The 18,200-nt window shown below is 36.9% G+C and carries 14 protein-coding genes and 1 pseudogene; 1 reads left to right on the forward strand and 14 read right to left on the reverse strand.

Features of this window, described 5'->3' with window-relative positions:
- Positions 1-12: 12 nt before the first annotated feature.
- The 14 genes and pseudogenes from F7O84_RS07640 to F7O84_RS19580 all read right to left on the reverse strand — a co-directional run.
- On the reverse strand, positions 13-2,418 hold the full coding sequence (locus tag F7O84_RS07640) for an AAA family ATPase (protein WP_151143872.1): 2,406 nt from the start codon (positions 2,416-2,418) through the stop codon (positions 13-15).
- Between the two features lies 1 nt (position 2,419).
- A complete protein-coding gene (locus F7O84_RS07645; protein WP_151143874.1) occupies positions 2,420-3,211 on the reverse strand; it encodes an ABC-three component system middle component 1 in 792 nt (263 codons plus the stop codon).
- On the reverse strand, positions 3,211-4,752 hold the full coding sequence (locus F7O84_RS07650) for an ABC-three component system protein (protein ID WP_151143876.1): 1,542 nt from the start codon (positions 4,750-4,752) through the stop codon (positions 3,211-3,213). Before F7O84_RS07650 ends, F7O84_RS07645 begins: the two co-directional genes overlap by 1 nt.
- On the reverse strand, positions 4,753-5,190 hold the full coding sequence (locus F7O84_RS07655) for a very short patch repair endonuclease (RefSeq protein ID WP_151143878.1): 438 nt from the start codon (positions 5,188-5,190) through the stop codon (positions 4,753-4,755).
- 1 nt (position 5,191) lies between these two features.
- Positions 5,192-7,657: a DUF2357 domain-containing protein gene (locus F7O84_RS07660; RefSeq protein WP_151143880.1), complete on the reverse strand. Its 2,466-nt coding sequence runs from the start codon at positions 7,655-7,657 to the stop codon at positions 5,192-5,194.
- Between the two features lie 12 nt (positions 7,658-7,669).
- Positions 7,670-9,787, reverse strand: a complete 2,118-nt coding sequence (locus F7O84_RS07665) for an McrB family protein (protein ID WP_151143882.1) — start codon at positions 9,785-9,787, stop codon at positions 7,670-7,672.
- A gap of 4 nt (positions 9,788-9,791) precedes the next feature.
- Positions 9,792-10,997: a DNA cytosine methyltransferase gene (locus F7O84_RS07670; protein ID WP_151143884.1), complete on the reverse strand. Its 1,206-nt coding sequence runs from the start codon at positions 10,995-10,997 to the stop codon at positions 9,792-9,794.
- 53 nt (positions 10,998-11,050) lie between these two features.
- The gene (locus F7O84_RS07675; protein WP_118483821.1) at positions 11,051-11,251 is read right to left on the reverse strand and encodes a helix-turn-helix domain-containing protein; all 201 of its coding nucleotides are present in this window, start codon (positions 11,249-11,251) and stop codon (positions 11,051-11,053) included.
- A gap of 530 nt (positions 11,252-11,781) precedes the next feature.
- Positions 11,782-13,215 carry a relaxase/mobilization nuclease domain-containing protein gene (locus F7O84_RS07680; protein ID WP_151143886.1) on the reverse strand — a complete coding sequence of 478 codons (1,434 nt, stop codon included), beginning with the start codon at positions 13,213-13,215 and terminating at the stop codon, positions 11,782-11,784.
- Positions 13,216-13,233: 18 nt separating this feature from the next.
- Complete coding sequence (locus tag F7O84_RS07685; protein ID WP_004602770.1) at positions 13,234-13,563, reverse strand: plasmid mobilization protein; 330 nt, start codon at positions 13,561-13,563, stop codon at positions 13,234-13,236.
- A gap of 2 nt (positions 13,564-13,565) precedes the next feature.
- A complete protein-coding gene (locus tag F7O84_RS07690) occupies positions 13,566-13,940 on the reverse strand; it encodes a DUF4316 domain-containing protein (RefSeq protein WP_151143888.1) in 375 nt (124 codons plus the stop codon).
- Positions 13,928-15,814, reverse strand: coding sequence for a DNA topoisomerase 3 (locus F7O84_RS07695; protein ID WP_151143890.1), 1,887 nt, complete (start codon positions 15,812-15,814; stop codon positions 13,928-13,930). Before F7O84_RS07695 ends, F7O84_RS07690 begins: the two co-directional genes overlap by 13 nt.
- Positions 15,811-16,791: an ImmA/IrrE family metallo-endopeptidase gene (locus tag F7O84_RS19575; protein WP_420886643.1), complete on the reverse strand. Its 981-nt coding sequence runs from the start codon at positions 16,789-16,791 to the stop codon at positions 15,811-15,813. Before F7O84_RS19575 ends, F7O84_RS07695 begins: the two co-directional genes overlap by 4 nt.
- 45 nt (positions 16,792-16,836) lie before the next feature.
- A pseudogene (locus F7O84_RS19580) lies at positions 16,837-16,944 on the reverse strand (ArdC-like ssDNA-binding domain-containing protein); the annotation flags it as partial.
- Between the two features lie 86 nt (positions 16,945-17,030).
- On the opposite strand from F7O84_RS19580, the gene F7O84_RS07705 reads away from it, so the two are divergent.
- A protein-coding gene (locus F7O84_RS07705; protein ID WP_151143894.1) for an IS3 family transposase occupies positions 17,031-18,181 on the forward strand; the annotation gives its coding sequence in 2 pieces (ribosomal slippage) (positions 17,031-17,298 and positions 17,298-18,181; 1,152 coding nt in all).
- Positions 18,182-18,200 lie beyond the last annotated feature (19 nt).

Here is an 18,200-nt window from a genome sequence, read left to right on the forward strand (position 1 = left end):
TCCCCATTCCAATCAAACCCCATACAATTGATCCTTAACATTAAATGATTGTCCAATTCTATTGTACTTAAAGAACTTATACAAAATGTAGTTTTCCTTATCAGTTTCATGAGTTGATAAAATAATCTGTCTATCTTTAAAATCATTTCGCAGAACTTCTATCATGGACGAAATATTAATATCATCCATTGTCTGTACCGGATCATCTATAAGAATAAAACCAAGATCATCTTCTGATTCTTTTACATATTGCTTATTCATAGAAAATAAGAACGCCAAAACAAAGCCCGATAACTGCCCTGAACTAAACGTGTTAAGGATATCGTGCTTCACATCACCATTTGTTACAAAACGCATTTCATCTTTGCTGATGAAAACCCCTAAACCATTCTGATAATCCTGTAGAATTTTTCCCGTATAGATTAGTAACGGCACTCTCAGTCTCTTCAAAATCTGATTCTTATAGGATTCAATTGCATCAGAGTACACCCTCTGTATATTCTTCAAATCTTCTCTAATTGCCTTTAAAGCTTGCCATTTTCTAATATTTTTCTTAATGCGAGCCTTAATTTCATTAGCTTTTTCATTCCTCTTGGAATTTATCGCTGCTTTAATATAACCTTTCTTGTTTTCTACCATTTTTTCATCCTGTAATAGATTTTGCTCCGTCCACTCTATATCAGGATATTCCTCTAATAAAGAATCATAAGCATACAAAGATAAATTATTCGTGAAATCTTCGCTAGAAAAAACTTTCTTTGCTTCTATAAACATCCTTTGTAGTTCATTTTTCTGTTCTGGTTTGCCCATGTCTTCAAAAGCTTTATCCACTGCGACCAATGGAATAAGCATTTCTACATCTTCTATTCTCTTCTTATCTGAAATAAATGCAGACAATCGTCTTACCTCATCTAATAGAACAGTTACACCAGAATCACTAAGAGAACCGATTTCTTTATTCAAAGCATCTTTTGATTCTTTAACGACTTCCTCCAACTGTTTTAATAGCTCATTATATTTCCTTAATTCCTCACCATTTTCTTTTTCTAAAAGAGCATGAGCCGATTCATATGCCTCCTTCAGTTTTATTGATTCTCCATACTGATGTCCACAGTATGGGCATTTATCTGTGTTTTTATCAAATTCCTCATTTGCTTCATACAATGCAATTCTTGCACTTTCCATCTTCTTTATTACAGCCTGTTTAGAGGAAAGCCTTTTACTCATTTCAATTAAATTTGTGCACATACTTTGAACATCTTCAATATCAAAGAGAACACTTTCTGGAAATAACTGCTTTAATTTTCTCATTCCATCTGCACTATAATCACCTGGAACAATCTCTTTACTCCTTAAAAAAGCACTATTATTAAAAATCGTTATGACTCGATTCTTCGACTCAATGATATGCTTAATGCCATCAATATCTATTTTTTTATCCTTCACATAGCCACGGCTTAATAAACAATCGTCTACCCCGTTAACCATTGCAGCTTCAAGTTTTTTGTTCCACAAATGATTCTTATAGTCATCATAGTCATTGACAAAATGTGAAATTCTATCAATATCCTTTACTCCGCGTTCAAGTTCTGATGCATCGACCTCTTCAAGTTTTTCGGAATCCCAAAGTGGAGCACTATCCATATCTCGAAGATTAATAATGTTGAAAAATTTAAATTCGCAACCTGATTCATCAATAGCACCAAATGCCTTAAGCTGATCAATATCTTCATTTATCTTAACATCCAACGATTTGATTTCTTCATTTATTACAACGTTAGGTGATGATGCGGTTTTACCTATTAATTTTTCCTGAAGAAATTTTACCCAATTATCCACATCTCCCAAGTCAAGTAGCGCATTCATTGCATCCTTTCGTTGACTTATAGACTGTTTCAAAAAATGTACGGATTCAGCTTGAGATACATAATAATAAACAGCAAAATTCTCTTTAGAATACTTTAGTACATCAAATTCAGATATACTTTTTCTCCAGTCTGAATATTCTCTAATACATACATCTAGGTTTTCAGTTGAGACACTCTCATTTATAATTCCATACGTTATAGAATCCGAATAGTTAACCTTGTGCATTCCATGATCTATTCTTGCAATTAATGTCAAACACTCACGATTTTCATTTATTAAAGTGCAAACTATATAACCATCAGAATCTGCTTCATTCAGTAATACATTTTTTTGCAAATCAGTATTTCCTTTTTCAATAGCCTCATTGAACCTAGTTATTTTATTTGAAAAAACCAATTCAATCGCGTCAAAGAATGTTGTTTTCCCAAATCCATTCGGCCCAGTGAGAATGATAGGATTCTTTGTATCATCTAAAACAAATTCATAATATTTTGAACCATCAAAGCACTTAAAATTCTTAAGTCTGACGGACTTTACTCTATACTGCATCTTATCCCCTCTTTTCCATTCTCTTTTTCATCTCAGCCTCAATAGCAGCATCATCGTCAGGCAAATTTGAAGCTTTTATGTACTCGTCTATATCCACGCAGTTATCACAAATCAAAGTATGATATTTAAGCAATTCAGCGTCCATTTCCGATTCAATCCGCTTCTCAACCGACATTGGTTTTTGCTGTGCAACAAAATTATATTGTAAAAAAGGTATTTTAGAGAATAATCTTATCACCAATTCGTAAGCATTATCTAAGTTTCGATGTGCGGCAAGTTCATAATATGCATCTTCCTGATTAGCAATCTCACTCAATAAATTCACGATTTTTTTCTCTGGATAATCAGAGATTATTTTTTTTAATTCATCCACCTGCTTGTCAGTATAGGGTAAAACAAACCTTCTAAAATAGTGAGGTGATTCTTCAACCGAATAGATTAAATTCCTATACTTATCCAAATTGTTTAAGGATTCCAATTTGATTGGAAAAATTGCAGATGTGTTTTTGTCGATTTGAGCAGCTATACTTGCATTATCATTCACAAACAACTCCTGAATTTTTCTTTTTACGCCCTTTCCATTTGTACTCTCATCGATATAATCTTTTTCAAGCCTCTTTAACATCGTTAGCATTTCGAAATCTGTTATGCCTTCGTCCGTTGCTTCGATATAATCAATCAGAAAAAAGCTTGTCTTCTCTTCTGATTCGGCAGAATAAAACTCAATACTGTCATCTTGCCACTTTTCACCAAATCCATATGCTCTAAAAATCTGTTGTATCAACTCTCTCATTACAGTAATTCCTCTTTAGCCTGCTCAGCATCAACCAAGCGTATTATTTTGGGTTTATTACAATCAGCCTTTTCATCTTCTATATTGCAAGAAACAATATCTCTTATTTCTTCCAGCTGATTTTTTTCAAGTATATTCACATTTGAACCGTCTATCTTAAATGTCTCATCATTTAGACGACCAGTAATTAAAGTATCGCACTCGTATAGGAACGATTTATCTGGATTTTCTCTCATTCCTTTTTGTATTTTTTCTCTAAGTTTTTCCTTTTTACGACTATCGTCAAGTGATAACCAATAAAATTCTTTATTCAATGAAGCTGTAATTATGTTTTTCTCATTCAATGTTAAGACAGACAACTCCTTTAACAGTTCAACCAATTGTGTTTCGATTGTTTCATCACTTGGAAGATTATTGATGCTATCGGTTGGTTCCTGCAGAAGAAGATTAAAGACCAAGCTATGCTGTTCTTCAATCTCCCTCCCCGACAGTTCTGTAAGTTGTTTCAACAGATTACAGGTTTCAGCATCTGTACACTGTTCACAATTATTTTGATTACAATTATCTTCTCTAAACTTTATAAACACCTCATCTATTTGTTTCAGTACTAGAAAATACTTAAACTCTTTGCTATCGTCATAATTGCGATAATAATCTTTAACTATTAATCTATAAAAATCACTAAATGAGATAATACATTTATCATTCTTATTCTTTTGAATAAAAAAATCCGTCACATTCTGTTCTATAAGGCCTATCCCCTGTTCATACAAGAAACCACAATATTTATCATCCGCAAATGTCCACTCAGGATGCACCATAGCAACTATGTCTTTAATTAGCTGAATGCCCTGCCTTTTTACTTCATTTATATCATCAAATTTTGTTGGCCATTCTTCAATAAAACACCTGTCTTCAACTCCATCCGGGTTAGCATCTAAATAAATCTGCTTCCTATTATCTATTTCATTCACATGTTGCTGAAGTTCGTTTCTTATATTTTCAATAGCATTCTCAACAGAACTTCGATCCTTTTTTCCTCTTGTGTTATATTTAATTATGCTATATTTCGAAGCCTTCGCATTATTAGCTGTAACAGATTCCAATACAATATAATCGTCCGGATTATCTGCCGAATTCAAATCATCTTTTGAAACAACCGCTTTTTGAAATTCGATATTCAAATTCGAAATAACAGAACACGCTTTTTCTAAAAAATCACTTGGTATATGCTTATTTGAATTGACATGAAAATACCCTAGCTCTGCGCCATTTTGAATAATCTCAGCAATAAAAGCAAATTTATCATTATCATCAAGGTTAACTGCCCCTAGCTTCACCTGATGCAATGACTTGTATTGACCATTCTTTAGTAAAGCAAAATCTTCCTCTCCCTCAATCTGAACATCATAGTCATCTAAGGATTCCTGTTTTGTCAAAATATCTTTTATATAAGAAAGAGTGACATACAGTGCTATATTACCCTGATATTTATAACCTTCCCATGAATTTATCGCACTAATCGGTGCTATCAAGCCCATCTATCTCAAGCTCCCTTCAACATTATGACATTTTATTTCTTGTTCTAACCATTCCATGGTCATAATAAAATTCTTTTTTAACTCACACTCCCAGATAACAATTACCTTCCACCCAAGCTCCCTAAGCTTTTCCTGTTTTATCTGGTCGTTTTTGACATTTTTATCAAACTTCTCAAGCCAAAATTCCGTTTTCGTTTTTGGTGTTGTCGCATCTTTACATCCTTCATGCCGATGCCAAAAGCAGCCATGAACAAATATAGCCACATGATACTTTGGCAGGACAATATCCGGCTTACCGGGATATCTTTTATCATTCTTTCTGAAGCGATATCCTTTTGAAAACAGATATTTTCTAACTTCCACCTCAATTTTTGTATCCTTGCCTTTAATCCGGCTCATATTCCAGCTTCTTTTTTCAGGTGTAAGCTTATCGCTCATATTACTTCACCAGCTTTCGAGATTTCACTAATAACCAATCTTCAGTTACAACCTTAGGTGAATGCGGACTGAATGTATCATTTCCATTCACGCCATTCAAATCACTATTATTACAGCTAATCTTTGGCTCAGTGCAGCTTACTACCTCCACCTTAAGAACATAATAAAAATCTGCGGATCTTTCTTTACCATCGTTAGAGCCATTCTCTGTCAGTAGATCATCAAGCTGCTTTTTTGAAACCAATTCACTTGATTTTATGATTCCTTTAAGCGGCTCTATTTCATATCTACCCGTAGCATTTATATCATTCTGATAAAAGCGAATATACTTTGCTTTTCCTATATCTTCATGATGTGAATACACTGATTCGCCCTTGATAGCATAGTAATAAAAAACAAAAGTCCTGCCTTCAGATAAAAGGTCTTCTCTGCTCAGCAACTCATAATAATCAGGTCTCAAATAACCGATAACACACAAATCATTATGGATATTCTTATTGTCCTTTTCCTTACCTGTAGTTCTTTTATCTAACATACTAATCGCAGGTTCACCAAGTACAAGGTTGCTATAAGACAACATACGGTTAAGTCTGCTGTATTTTCTGCTACGTGCTTCAATGATTTCATATATAAAATCCTTCAATGCATTTTCACTGTCCGTCTGAATACTTGGTTTAATTGCAAAAGCACCTACTCCTGGAAGAACCTCCTCAAAGAGTCTGTAATTCTTTGTCTTTGAATCAAAATCTCCAGGATACAGGACGTAACTTCCTACAGTTCTTCTAATTGCATCATTGTATGTATGCATTTTCAGAAGATCTCCTCGCTTGTATGTATTCGTTACGCTATCCTGTTTATCATTTTCAACTTCTTCCTTTATCTGCTCCTCTGTCATTTCATTTTCATCAGGTCCGATAAAAGATCTTAAATCCATTATCCTGTACTTCGCATCAAAATGAATGTAGCTTACCGCACCTTCTCTGACGGCATCTTCAGGTTTAAGATAATCCGAAGGATACACTTCTAGCGTGTAATCCGGTCTAAACGGCCTTGAATATGATCCTGCATACTTTGTATTGGAAAACTCTTCCCTTGAAAAGGTCCTGTTATAATACAGATTCACCCTTGTACCCAAATCAGGAAGAAGAAATGCCTGACAAGAAGTCTGACCTTCGCTTAATGAAATAGTTAGACCATTGTCAGTATTGATGAACGGCTTTTCAGAAGCCTGTACACATTGGCAATTATCGATTGAACTGATAATTTTTCTAAGTTCAAAAAACAACCAATACTCATACAGTAATGCCGTATTTTTAGATTCTCCGCTATAGGCCTCCTGCTCACCCTCCCAATTCAACTGAAGAGCAAGATCAACCATAGCTGCTGCGTAAAAGACTTGTCTATATCCTTCTCTCTTTTCAAGTACCTGATTATTCTGCGGCATAATCGTAAGTTCTCTTACATCATCAAAGAAATGATCTCTCAAAATGTCATCAGTAATTCTTTGAATCTCTAAAGCCTCCCGATAGCACTCCGTATACATATTCTGTCCTGCATTTTTTCCTTTTGCGGCATCAAGACTTGAACAGAGTTCTCTACATATCAGGTTGAATTTTTTCAAAGCAAACTTCACAAAACGGTTTGCAACTGTATCAAGACTGTCATACTTTCTTGTTACAGCAACTTCTTGAGGCATAGACTTTCCATTTACCATCTGCCAGCCTCTACTATGAGAAAAAGGGCTGGAATAAAAGCTTGCACTTGGAGAACCCTGTCCAATTGGCTTAAGGACTTCATCCTTCATAAGCATTCTATCCGGATTACGCTTTATATGTCCGAAAAGAGCCTGTAGGTTATGTGAGTAACAGAATTCCCTCAAGAAAATAAACTGCTCCAAAAGCGTCTTGGCACTATTGGTATCAGATGTTTCAAATCTGTTCGATGTAACACCTGAATACTCCAGCAAGATTTCTGCGCACTCTTCAGCCAGCTTTTTAGTTAACTCAATATAGTCCTCTTCATAATTCATCTTCTGAGGTACTATTTCAAAATCGACTACAGTTTCATCTGAAGAATTTTTTAAATGTGTTCTTCCAAGGTAGTTAATAAATCTAAAGGATAATGCATCTCTATCTCTGGTTACTTTGAGGAACTTATTATTCTTCTCATTTGGGAAACCGAGATTCTTACAAATCTGATCCGAACCAGTTTGAATATCCTCCTTTAATCTGCATGTATAAGTAGCTGTTTCGCGTAGTCGTAATATTTTCTGTCCATCCACTGAAGTTGCAATATCAAGCTTTGAGAGCACAGCTTTAGACGCAGCTTCTTTTTCTTCATAGGCAATCATATCTGTGCCTTCTTCTTCAGTAGCTACGTTAAAATCAATAGTATCCCACTCGCCCTGCGGATAAATTACTATCTCTATTCCATTTTTATCTTTAAATGAAACTGCTGCTATGCCCATAAAAACACCTTCTTACATAAAGCTTGCGTACTGATATTTATCAAGTCTTTTCTTCATCTGCTCTATCTTCTTCAATGATAAAGTCATTTCTTCTGATGAATCCCCAATTCCGTTTTTACATTTTTCTTCAAGAGTATCCAGTAACTCTCCTATCTGTTTTCTATCACCATATATTTTAGGAAGAATCTTCTGAACAATCTGTTCGTCCATTGTTCTTGTAAGATTAAAGTTACCTTTCTGTAACTCATATGCCGCTGCATAATACTGACGGATCTCTTTAACTGTACGATAAGCAAATTCAAAACCACTTTCCTGAAGTTCCTCGTAAATGCTATCAAGAAATTCTCGAACCTGCTCAAGTTTTATCTGTTCAACATTGCAAACTCCATTTCTTATAACAGACGCAAGATCTATAAATCCTTCAGCTACTCCATTTCCTGCACGAGAAACATTATTCACATCTACTGAACCTGTCATCAAGTTCAATACAGCTTCCTTTTCAGGCTTAAATTCTACAACATTAGAGCGATCTAACACCTTTGGACTAAACATATATGTTGTTTCATCAATATTAACTGTTCCTGTTACAAAAAGATTTTTAGGAAGTCGTATCTTTTCAGGAATCGTTATCTCTTCTCCATCTTTCGCTTTTTTGCCAGATACCTTGTAAAGCGGGATTTCTTCATCCGACTCCATTGCACTCAAAAAATCTGAAAAATATCTTTCCACATGTGAAAGATTCATTTCATCAAGTATAAGGAAATATGGCACTGTCGGATTTTTTATTGCCTGGAGAATAAAATCCAGTGTTGGAGTTGAGACATATTTCTCTTCAAGTGGATTATAAAATCCAAGCATTTTAGTATTATCTGTCCAGTCTGCACCAACAGGAACAATTAACCAATTTCTTTTACCATCTATTGTTCTTTCAAGGTACTGTGAAAACTGTTTCGCTATTCTGGTTTTTCCCGTACCACTATTACCAGTCAAAATAACAAACGGTTTAGTCAGAAGTGATGTGATATATCGCTCAGCAAAAACAGAATCAAATACGTCTGGTAAATCTGATATAAGAAATTCTTTCTTCAATACATGAAGATAATAGGTACCACCCTCGTCCTTTATTTCGAGAACATCAGAATAATATTTATTAACCAGCTTTATAAGCGCCTGTACATAATTATTGCCCTGTGCACCCTCAGTTATATCTGTTCCAACCCATTCAGTAGTCAGTTTACATCTGTACTCTTCACCGTTTGCTTTTATAAGATATTCAGTATCAAACACCCTAGTCTTATCACTTGATGATTCTGGGTCAAACATTCCTGACGATGGACGTGCGAACATATACCGTAACCAGTTTCCTTCTGGCAAAAGCCCATCTGTATTTCCTGTATTTATCTTTATACTCTGATCCATAATTTCGATTCGTTCGATAATACTCTCGAACTCATCTAACTTATATATGTAATCAACAATTGCTTTTGCACAATCTTTCACTACAACTGGCAGCTTGATTGCTGAATCAAGCACTTCAGTCTGGCCAGAAATTTCATTTTCAAGCTCATCATAAAGAGCAGGTCTTTTTGCAAGATAATAGACCAGATTACCTAGATATGCAGATGAGGCATTTGGAACATCCATCTTTCCTAAAACACAAGACCCAAAAATATCCTTACATGATCTGATTTTATCGCCGGCATTAACCAGATTTTTACCTGGTCTAAATTCCTGATCTCCGTTAATGAATTTTTTCATATACTCTCTATCATTTTCAGAGTCAAAAAGATTAACATATGCAGATCCGCTATAATCCTGTGCTTTAACACAATTCATTACATCAGTATCAGTTCTCATATGATTATCAAAAAAATCGCAATACTGATATAAAGCCTGCGCATATTTTTTGCACATTACAGCCAGATACAACCATTGATTTGAAAAGAAAACATAGCTTTTATCAGTTTGAACAACTGATGTTGCTCCCCAAATTTTGCTATATGCTTTCTCCTCCTGTGAAAACATCTCATCCAACTTTATTCTTAAGCCTTCACTTATTGTAATTTCTGGAATAAGTCCTGCCTTGATACTTTCAGGTTGAAGCACAGGATCATTTAAATCTGCAAACATCTATTTACACCTCCAATATTTGTTTCACTATTTGTTCTGATACCTTTTCAACAACCGGAACTGCTACACTATTTCCAAACTGCTGATAGGCCTTTGTATTCGAATCCGGAAGCTTAAACTCTTTTGGAAATCCCTGCAGGTTAGCTGCCTCTCTTGGTGTTAGTTTTCTCGGATTCTTACCCGGTTGCTCAATCAGTATTTCACTCCCGTCCTTGTAATACCTTCTCGATATTGTGCTTGTATATTCAGAATCTCCATTGAATAAACAATATCCAAATCCATTTCCTTTTTCTTCATGTTCCAACTTTCTTCTTTGATGTCCCGCCCACAATTTATCCGAAATTGTAAATGTATCAGGAACATTTTTTTCAAGAATAGATGAAACTTTTGTTTTCGTGTTTTCAGTCTCTGGATATAGAAATTCTTTAATATCCAAATCCTTTTTCCAAAGTACTATATAAATTCTAGGACGATTCTGTGGTACCCCATAATCTTTTGCGCACAAAACCATCTTTGCACATTCCTCTTTTAGTTTTGATACCGGACCATTATCAATAAGTTCCTGTGGAACATTACACGTATATCCCATCCCAGTAATTGTTCGCAGAACAGTTTGAATGGTTTTTCCTTTATCATTACTGATAAGTCCTCTAACATTTTCAAGCAATACTGCCTTGGGTTGATGATCACGGAGTATTTCCGCAATATGATAAAACAATGTTCCTCGCGTATCTTCAATTCCCTTTTTTAATCCAGCATTGCTAAACGGCTGACAAGGAAAGCCCGCACATAAAACATCAAAATTATCAGGGATTAATGCTTTAGTTGCAGGTATCGTAATATCACCAAATGGCACTTCACCATAATTTCTAAAATAAGTTTCCTTGGCAGGCTCATCCCACTCACTAGAGAAAACGCACTGGCCACCCAGATTCTGCATAGCAATTCTGAATCCGCCAATTCCTGCAAATAAATCTATAAATGTAAACTTGTTTCTCTTAGGCACTAATACAATTTTATTATCTTTATTGAACAATTCTGCTGAAGGTAAGTCAGAAGCGTCAATTCCATTTTCTTTTAAAATGTCACGATATTTCTTTGCGTTAATCGTATCGCCAAGCTGAATTGCATGACTGATTAATGCATACTTTTCATCAAATTCCTTGTCTGTGAATCGAGTAAATGCGTTGTTGTAAATTGTCTTCTTCATTTAAGATTTGTATAACCTCTCAATCTTTAATTTTGTCGCATTTGGAGACATATTCATTTTTCAAAACTCATAACATCACCAATATCACAATTGAAATAATTGCAAATTCTCTCCAATACATCTAAAGACACTTTTTCTCCCTTCCCCATTTTTGCAATGGTAGTAGAGCTGACTCCGATCTTATCTATCAGATCCTTCTTTTGCATTCCATTATCAATTAATAATTTCCATAGACCGTTATATGATATTTTCACTAAGTACACCTTTCTTCTCCTCAGAGAACAACATTAAACCAATCTTTCACTATTATACCATCATCTCTCCATATTCGCTATAGAAATCTTTATGTTTGTAAAGTTTTTATTTTCCCGGAAAAAGCATTACTTTATTATTTTCCCATATAATGTTGAGATTGATTTTTTTAATTCACTACGGTCTTGTTACATGTCCCTTACATGTCCCTTACATGTCTAAATTATCAGAAATACTGTCCCATTATCCGGACTTCCAGACCTTTTTTATGCTTTTCTCATCTATTTTCCCGCTTCGCGCGGCACCATCTTCGATGGTGTTAGGGCGCGTCTTCGCAAAGTGGCGAGCAGTGCTTTTTTGTACAAAAAGCTATTATCCGCTCGTTGGTGGCACATCCCCAATCCCCTTGAACAAGCTAATCGCTTGGCTACGCAATTCTTACGAATCGCTATTTTCATCCGTTGGAATTTTCTTCAGAAATGAAAAAAGATGGGAACCTGCAAGTCTTAAACCTACAGATCCCCCATTAGAATTATCGAGTGATATTGTGTTTTCTGACTCGTTCCTTCTTCTGCTCTTCATCGCTTTTAAGGAACTGGTCGATATCGTATTTTGCTCTTTGAATCTCCTGCATATCTTTCTTAACCTGACGATATTCACCGTACAGCTTTTTCTTTTCTGCAAGAATCTCGGCATACTCTGCACTTAGATCTTTTACCTTAGGAAGCTTCTTCAGATGAAGCTCATCAAAGGCATTCTTGGCAGCCTTATGAAGCAGGATTTCCTGTCTATGCTCTTCTAAGAACTTCTTGCTGTATCCGCATTTACGATAATCCGCATATACGTCTTTGGTCTTAAAGTAATCAAAGATATGTTTCTTCAAAACCTGAATCTCAGCAAGCCGCTTCTCTTTTTCTTTGATAGAAGCTGATAATTCTGTAAAACGCTCTGTTGCTGTTTTCACATTTTTCTCCAGATCATCGTAGCTTCGAATGTCATGCTGCTTCAGATATAAAACTGCCTTGGCCACCTGCTTTGTATTAAAGTTCTTAGCAAAGCGGACGTAATATTTTCCTTTGCCCTGAGTCAGTTTCTTTTGAATATCGATAAGAAGGTCAAACTCATGATCTTCCTTTTTTCGCTGGTAAGTCTTTGGCTGCTTTTCGGCTTTTTCATTATCATAGAAAGCATGCTCCATCTCACCGGCAAGAATCTTCTTAAGGTCATCTTCTGTATAACCATCACCCAGAGAGCGCAGCCGTATGAAACGCTTCTGCTCTTTTCCCTTTAGAGAAATATGCTTTCCACGCTTAATCTCGTATCCGGCATCTTCCAGTTTATAAAGCAGCTCATTAAAATCTTTTGCGCTGCCTTCCTTAAGAATCTGATCAATCGCATCTCTAATATCATCACGAAAGGATTTCTTCTCTGGATAGGTCGTTCGCTTAACACGCTCACTCGGCTTCTTCTTTTCTATGACAGACAGACCATGCTCCAGGCAGATGATATCTGATAATCTCTGTAAAGCAAGACCAACAAAAAAGAAATCTCTAAACTTATGGGTGCAATCAAGACTCGTAGAATTAAAGATGATGTGATTATGAATATGCGCCTTATCCGTATGAGTCGCTACGATAAAAGCATGATTGCCTTTGGTAAATCGCATGGCGGTTTCATAGCCTACCTGATTCGCTTCCTCCGGTGTGATTTCTCCCGGTTTAAAGGATTGCCTGATCTGATAAGCGATGATATTGCCTTTTGGATGTCTTCCTGTCAGACGCTCATATTCTCTTTTTGAGAGCATGAATTCTTCATCAACACTCTCAGCCTGGCAGGCGTAGGAACTGATAAATTGACCATTTTCGGTCTTCTCTCCATTCTTGGCATAATCTGTTCTGTCGCTAAGAGACTTCGCTACGCTTTTACCTTTATTCTGATGCATCGTGATAAGTCTTGTAGCCGCCATGCGCATTCACCTCCTTCCCTAAATCGTAGACAGGCGCTTTAGTATTTCCTTCATCACTTTCCAAAGTTCTTCCTGATGAAGTCTGATATCATCGATATCTTCTTTGTAGATACTGCCGGTTTCATTTGCTTTCTTTGCATACTGATTCATGTTGGAAGATGTGATGCCAAGAAGCCTTACAGCCTCTTTGACATCACTTAAATCCATCTGGATGAGATAACCATCAATCGCCATTTTGCGAAGATAAGCACTCTCATTTAAGATGCCGATTTCTTTCTCCCTATCACGAATCAGTTTAGCTTCCTCAGGAGTTGCAAAGAAATGAAACTGCTCCGTTCTGTTATTCATAATTACATCTCCCTGCAGGGACAAATCACAGGAGTTTTCTTTTCAGGTTCCGGTATCGGAGCCAGCTTTACTTTTTCCTGCTGCTCTTTTATCTTCTCCATCACAGATGCCTTGGTATCAGCAATGATATCCTCCTGATCTGCCTTCTCATTGATTTCTGCAAAATCCGGCACAGGAGCTGCAGGCACATTATTGATGATTCCATCAAAAGAATTATCATTTTGCTCGACCATATCCTCGATGCCTCGCATATGATTTCTGCTGATGGATGGACCTGCCCCAACATCCTCGATCGGATCAATGGACTCAGGAATCTGTTCCTCTATTGCATTTCCTGTGACTTCATCCCATTTTCTGATTTTCTTCATCTTTGCCATCTGGACGCTCCTTTCTTCGGATACTTTTTATACTGTTTGTACTGACGAGGTGGAAAGAGTTTATCTGCACCCTTTACAGGCTCATAGGTCTCGATCAGATCAACAATCATATCCTTGATTTCCGCCATAAAGTCTTCCGATGCAATATCCTGTTTTTCCACTTCCAGAAGTTTCTGCTCCCACTCAGCTGTCATAGATGCCGACTGAATCTGTTCCGGCATGACAGTAATAAGAGAAGTCCCCTTTTCTGTTGGAACCAGATACTTTGTTTTCTTACTGCCCTGTCTTTCTACAAAACCGATACGAACCAGCTTTTCAATAACACCGGCTCTTGTTGCAGGAGTACCAAGCCCTTTACGTTCAACTTCATCTGGCATATCTTTAGCACCAGCCGATTCCATAGCTGAAAGAAGTGAGTCTTCAGTAAATCGTTTCTTAGGAGTTGTCTTTCCTTCCTTTACCTTAGGATCTCTGGCAGGAAGCTCACGACCCTCTGATAAAAGAGAAGCATCCGCTTCCAGAATTTCCAGAATGCCATGTGAACCACCATCCTCTTTTTTACCAGAGTCTGCTTCCTCATCATCCTGCTTTTTCCCAAGAATCCAGTCTTCCAGTAAATGCCATCCAGGACTTGTGATGCACTTACTCTTTGCCTTAAAAACTTCACCGGCACATTCCACTTCCAGGGCATACTCTGTAATCTCAGCCGGATCTCCAACAGAAGAAAGAAGCCTTGCAGTTACAAGACCAAGAATCTTTTGTTCACCAGATGGAATCTCTGAGTAATCAGCATCCGAAACATTTTCTGTAGGAATAATCGCGTGGTGATCTGATACTTTGCTGCTATTTAGAACCTGCTTTGTAGAGATAGGAACCATCTTCGTATATCCGTATTTATCTTTCATCAGACAGCAAAGACGAGCTGTACTGTCATCCATATCATCTGTCAGATATCTGCTGTCTGTTCTTGGATAAGTAACAAACTTTTTCTCATAAAGACTCTGAGTATAATCAAGAGTCTGCTGAGCGGTAAAGCCATAATATTTATTGGCATCCCTCTGAAGACTTGTAAGATCATATAGAAGTGGTGGCTTCTCCTGCCTGGTGGAAGTCTCCATTTTAGAAATTCTCGCCTTATCAGCTGCATTGATTTTCTCTACAAGTTCTTCTGCTTCCTGCTTAATCTTAAATCGTTCTGAGTTTACAACAACACCAGAAACCATCATCTGAACGGTATAAAAGTTCTCAGGCTTAAATCCCTTGATCTCAGCTTCACGCTCTACAATCATTGCAAGGGTTGGAGTCATGACACGACCAACATTCAAAGTCTGACCATATACTGTTGAGAAAAATCTAGTGGCATTGATTCCAACAAGCCAGTCAGCTCGTTCACGGCAAAGTGCAGCTTCATAAAGATCATCATAATCAGCGCTTGGCTTCAGATTAGCAAAACCATCTTTGATTGCTTTATCTTCCATAGATGAAATCCAAAGTCTTTCAAACGGCTTTTTACATCCTGCCTGCTTATACACAAGACGAAAGATAAGCTCTCCTTCACGCCCTGCATCAGTTGCTTCCACAAGACTGTCTACATCAGAACGCTTCATGAGATCCTTTAATACCTGATACTGCTTTTTCGTGGAAGCTGTTACCTGATATGAAAATGGCGCAGGGAAAATCGGTAAATCTTCCTTGCGCCACTTCTTATATTTCTCATCATAATATTCCGGGTTCGCCAGCTCGATCAGATGCCCTACGCACCAGCTGACAATATAACCATTACCTTCCAGGTAGCCATCTTTTTTCTGATTAGCCCCAATGACTTTCGCCAGAGATTGAGCAACCGAAGGTTTCTCCGCAATCACTAATTTCATATAGCAACTTCCTCCTTCTTCTTTGATACTTTGGCTTTCTTAGGCCTTGCAGTCTTCGCCTTTTCCTTAATCTTTTTGGATACAGATTCTTCTTTTTCTGCATCCTTTACTGCACCTTTCTCAGTTCCTTCAAGTTCAGGCATAAGCTTTGCAATTTCATCTGCTGCCTTTACAACCTGCGGATAAGCAGCCAGCTCAGGAAGGATATCTTTCATCTCCTGCATATTCAATTTGTTGCCAACAACCAGGTCATATTCATTAGCAAGAAGCTGATCGTCTTTAATGACAAAACCGATAGTCTTTACACCATTCATCCTGTCAGACGGAATCGACTTATAGATGTCTACTGCCTGCTGCAAGGTTAGGTTCTCATGGAATTCACCCATGGAATGAAACTCACCACACTCAGCTACATAGAAACTGATAGGTTCCTTCTCAGCTGTAAGCTCCTGTACTTTCGCATCAATCTTTGTAATAAGATCAGCTGCTGCCTCACGAATCGTATTAAGTGATTCCTTTAACTCAGGCATCTCCTTTCCCTGCGACCAGGTTGCAACATATGCAAAGCTGTAATCAGAAGTATCAATGCCATAATGCTGACACACGGTATAGGCAACACTCTCAGCTTCCACCTCTTTGCTGTTTTTAGACTGCTTGTTATCTTTCTGAGCTTCCAAATTATGAAGCTTGGCATGAGCCATTTCATGAATTGCAGTCTTTACTGTCTGAATCTCACTCATGCCGTTATTGATAGCAATGCGATTGTCCTCAACGTGAAAATATCCCTTGGCACCTGACTTGATATCCTCAAATCCGATAGGTACAGGACTTGCTGCCTTGATTGCTTCAAAGAATGTCTGATATCCTTCCACACTTCCGGTAAGCTCATCTACACCGATGGACGGAAGTGGTTCACCTTCTGTCTGGGAGATATCAAAAGTACTCACAGGCTTAAATGCAGTAAGATTGATCTCCACCTTTTCCTTTACAGCTTCGCCATCTTTATCAAGAATGACTTTGCCGGCCTCATCCAGTTTTTCCTGTTCTTTTTCCAACTTAAAAGGAGCCGGCGCAAGGATACGGATTCCCTTCTCACCCTTCTTTACAAAACGCCCCATCTTCTTCCATCCGGTATAGGTGAGATGCTAAACTAAAGTTGTAACAGTAACACTGATATTTATGATAAAATAATTCATATGAAAGTGAGGCTATTACAATGGCAGGAATCAAAAAAACTTATACCCCAGAGTTTAAGAAAAAAGTAGTGAGATTAGTCCTTGAAGAAGGACGCCAAATAAAAAGCGTAAATCAGGAATACAATTTAGGAGAAGGTAGCTTGCGCAAGTGGATACGCGAGTACAGTGAAGAATGCGAATCAAATCCAGAGTTAAATAATGAGAAAGATTTAATGGCAGAAAATTTAAGACTTCGTAAGGAACTTGCTGAATCCAAAAAGGAAAATGATTTCTTAAAAAAAGCGGCCGCATTCTTCGCAAAGGAACTAGATTAGAACAATACCATTTCATTGATTTCTACCATGAAAATTATGGTGTACGTTGGCTCTTATCGAGATTTAATATAAAGCCAAATGCCTATTATAATTACAAAAAACATAGAAAAGCTGACTATTATAAGAAAAAGGAAGAAATCAAAGCAACCATTGAAGAGATTTATCATGAGTATGCGGGGCGACCAGGATATCGAATGATGCGTATCTTTCTTAATAGAAAATCTATAAGCTTAAGTAATCCAACCGTTCATAAATATATGAATGAGCTTGGACTTAGGTCAATTGTGGTACCCAAAAAACCAAAGTACAAAAAGGGCGATTGCTATAAAAAATTTGATAACCTATTGAATCAAAACTTTAAAGTAGATGAACCCAATAAGATTTGGTGTACGGATTTTACGTATATGTGGAGAGAGGATGGAGCGAAAAGATATAATTGTACTATTATTGATTTATATGATCGTTCACCAGTGGCAACTTTAAATAGTAATCGTATTAATGCAGAATTAGCGATTGAAACTCTGACCTATGCACTGAATCATAATACCGTTAAGAAGGGGCTTATCCTTCATAGTGATCAAGGGTCGCAGTTTACATCGAGAGCTTTTACAGAATTTTGTTCTTTGCAAAATATTACTCAAAGTATGAGTAAGGCAGGATGCCCTTACGATAATGCTCCCATGGAAAGCTTTTACGCAACATTTAAAGCAGATTTTGCAAATCACCATAGCTTTGAAACAGATGAGGCATTAAATGAAGCAACTTATGATTATATTTTTGTATATTACAATCATGTGAGACCACATTCATCAAATGGGTATTTAACACCATTTGAAAAGAGATTTAGTTACCGATAAAAATATCAGTATTGGTGTT

Origin of the sequence: Candidatus Galacturonatibacter soehngenii (assembly GCF_008830185.1) — a bacterium.
In the GTDB taxonomy this organism is placed as follows: Bacteria; Bacillota; Clostridia; order Lachnospirales; family Lachnospiraceae; genus Lachnotalea; species Lachnotalea soehngenii.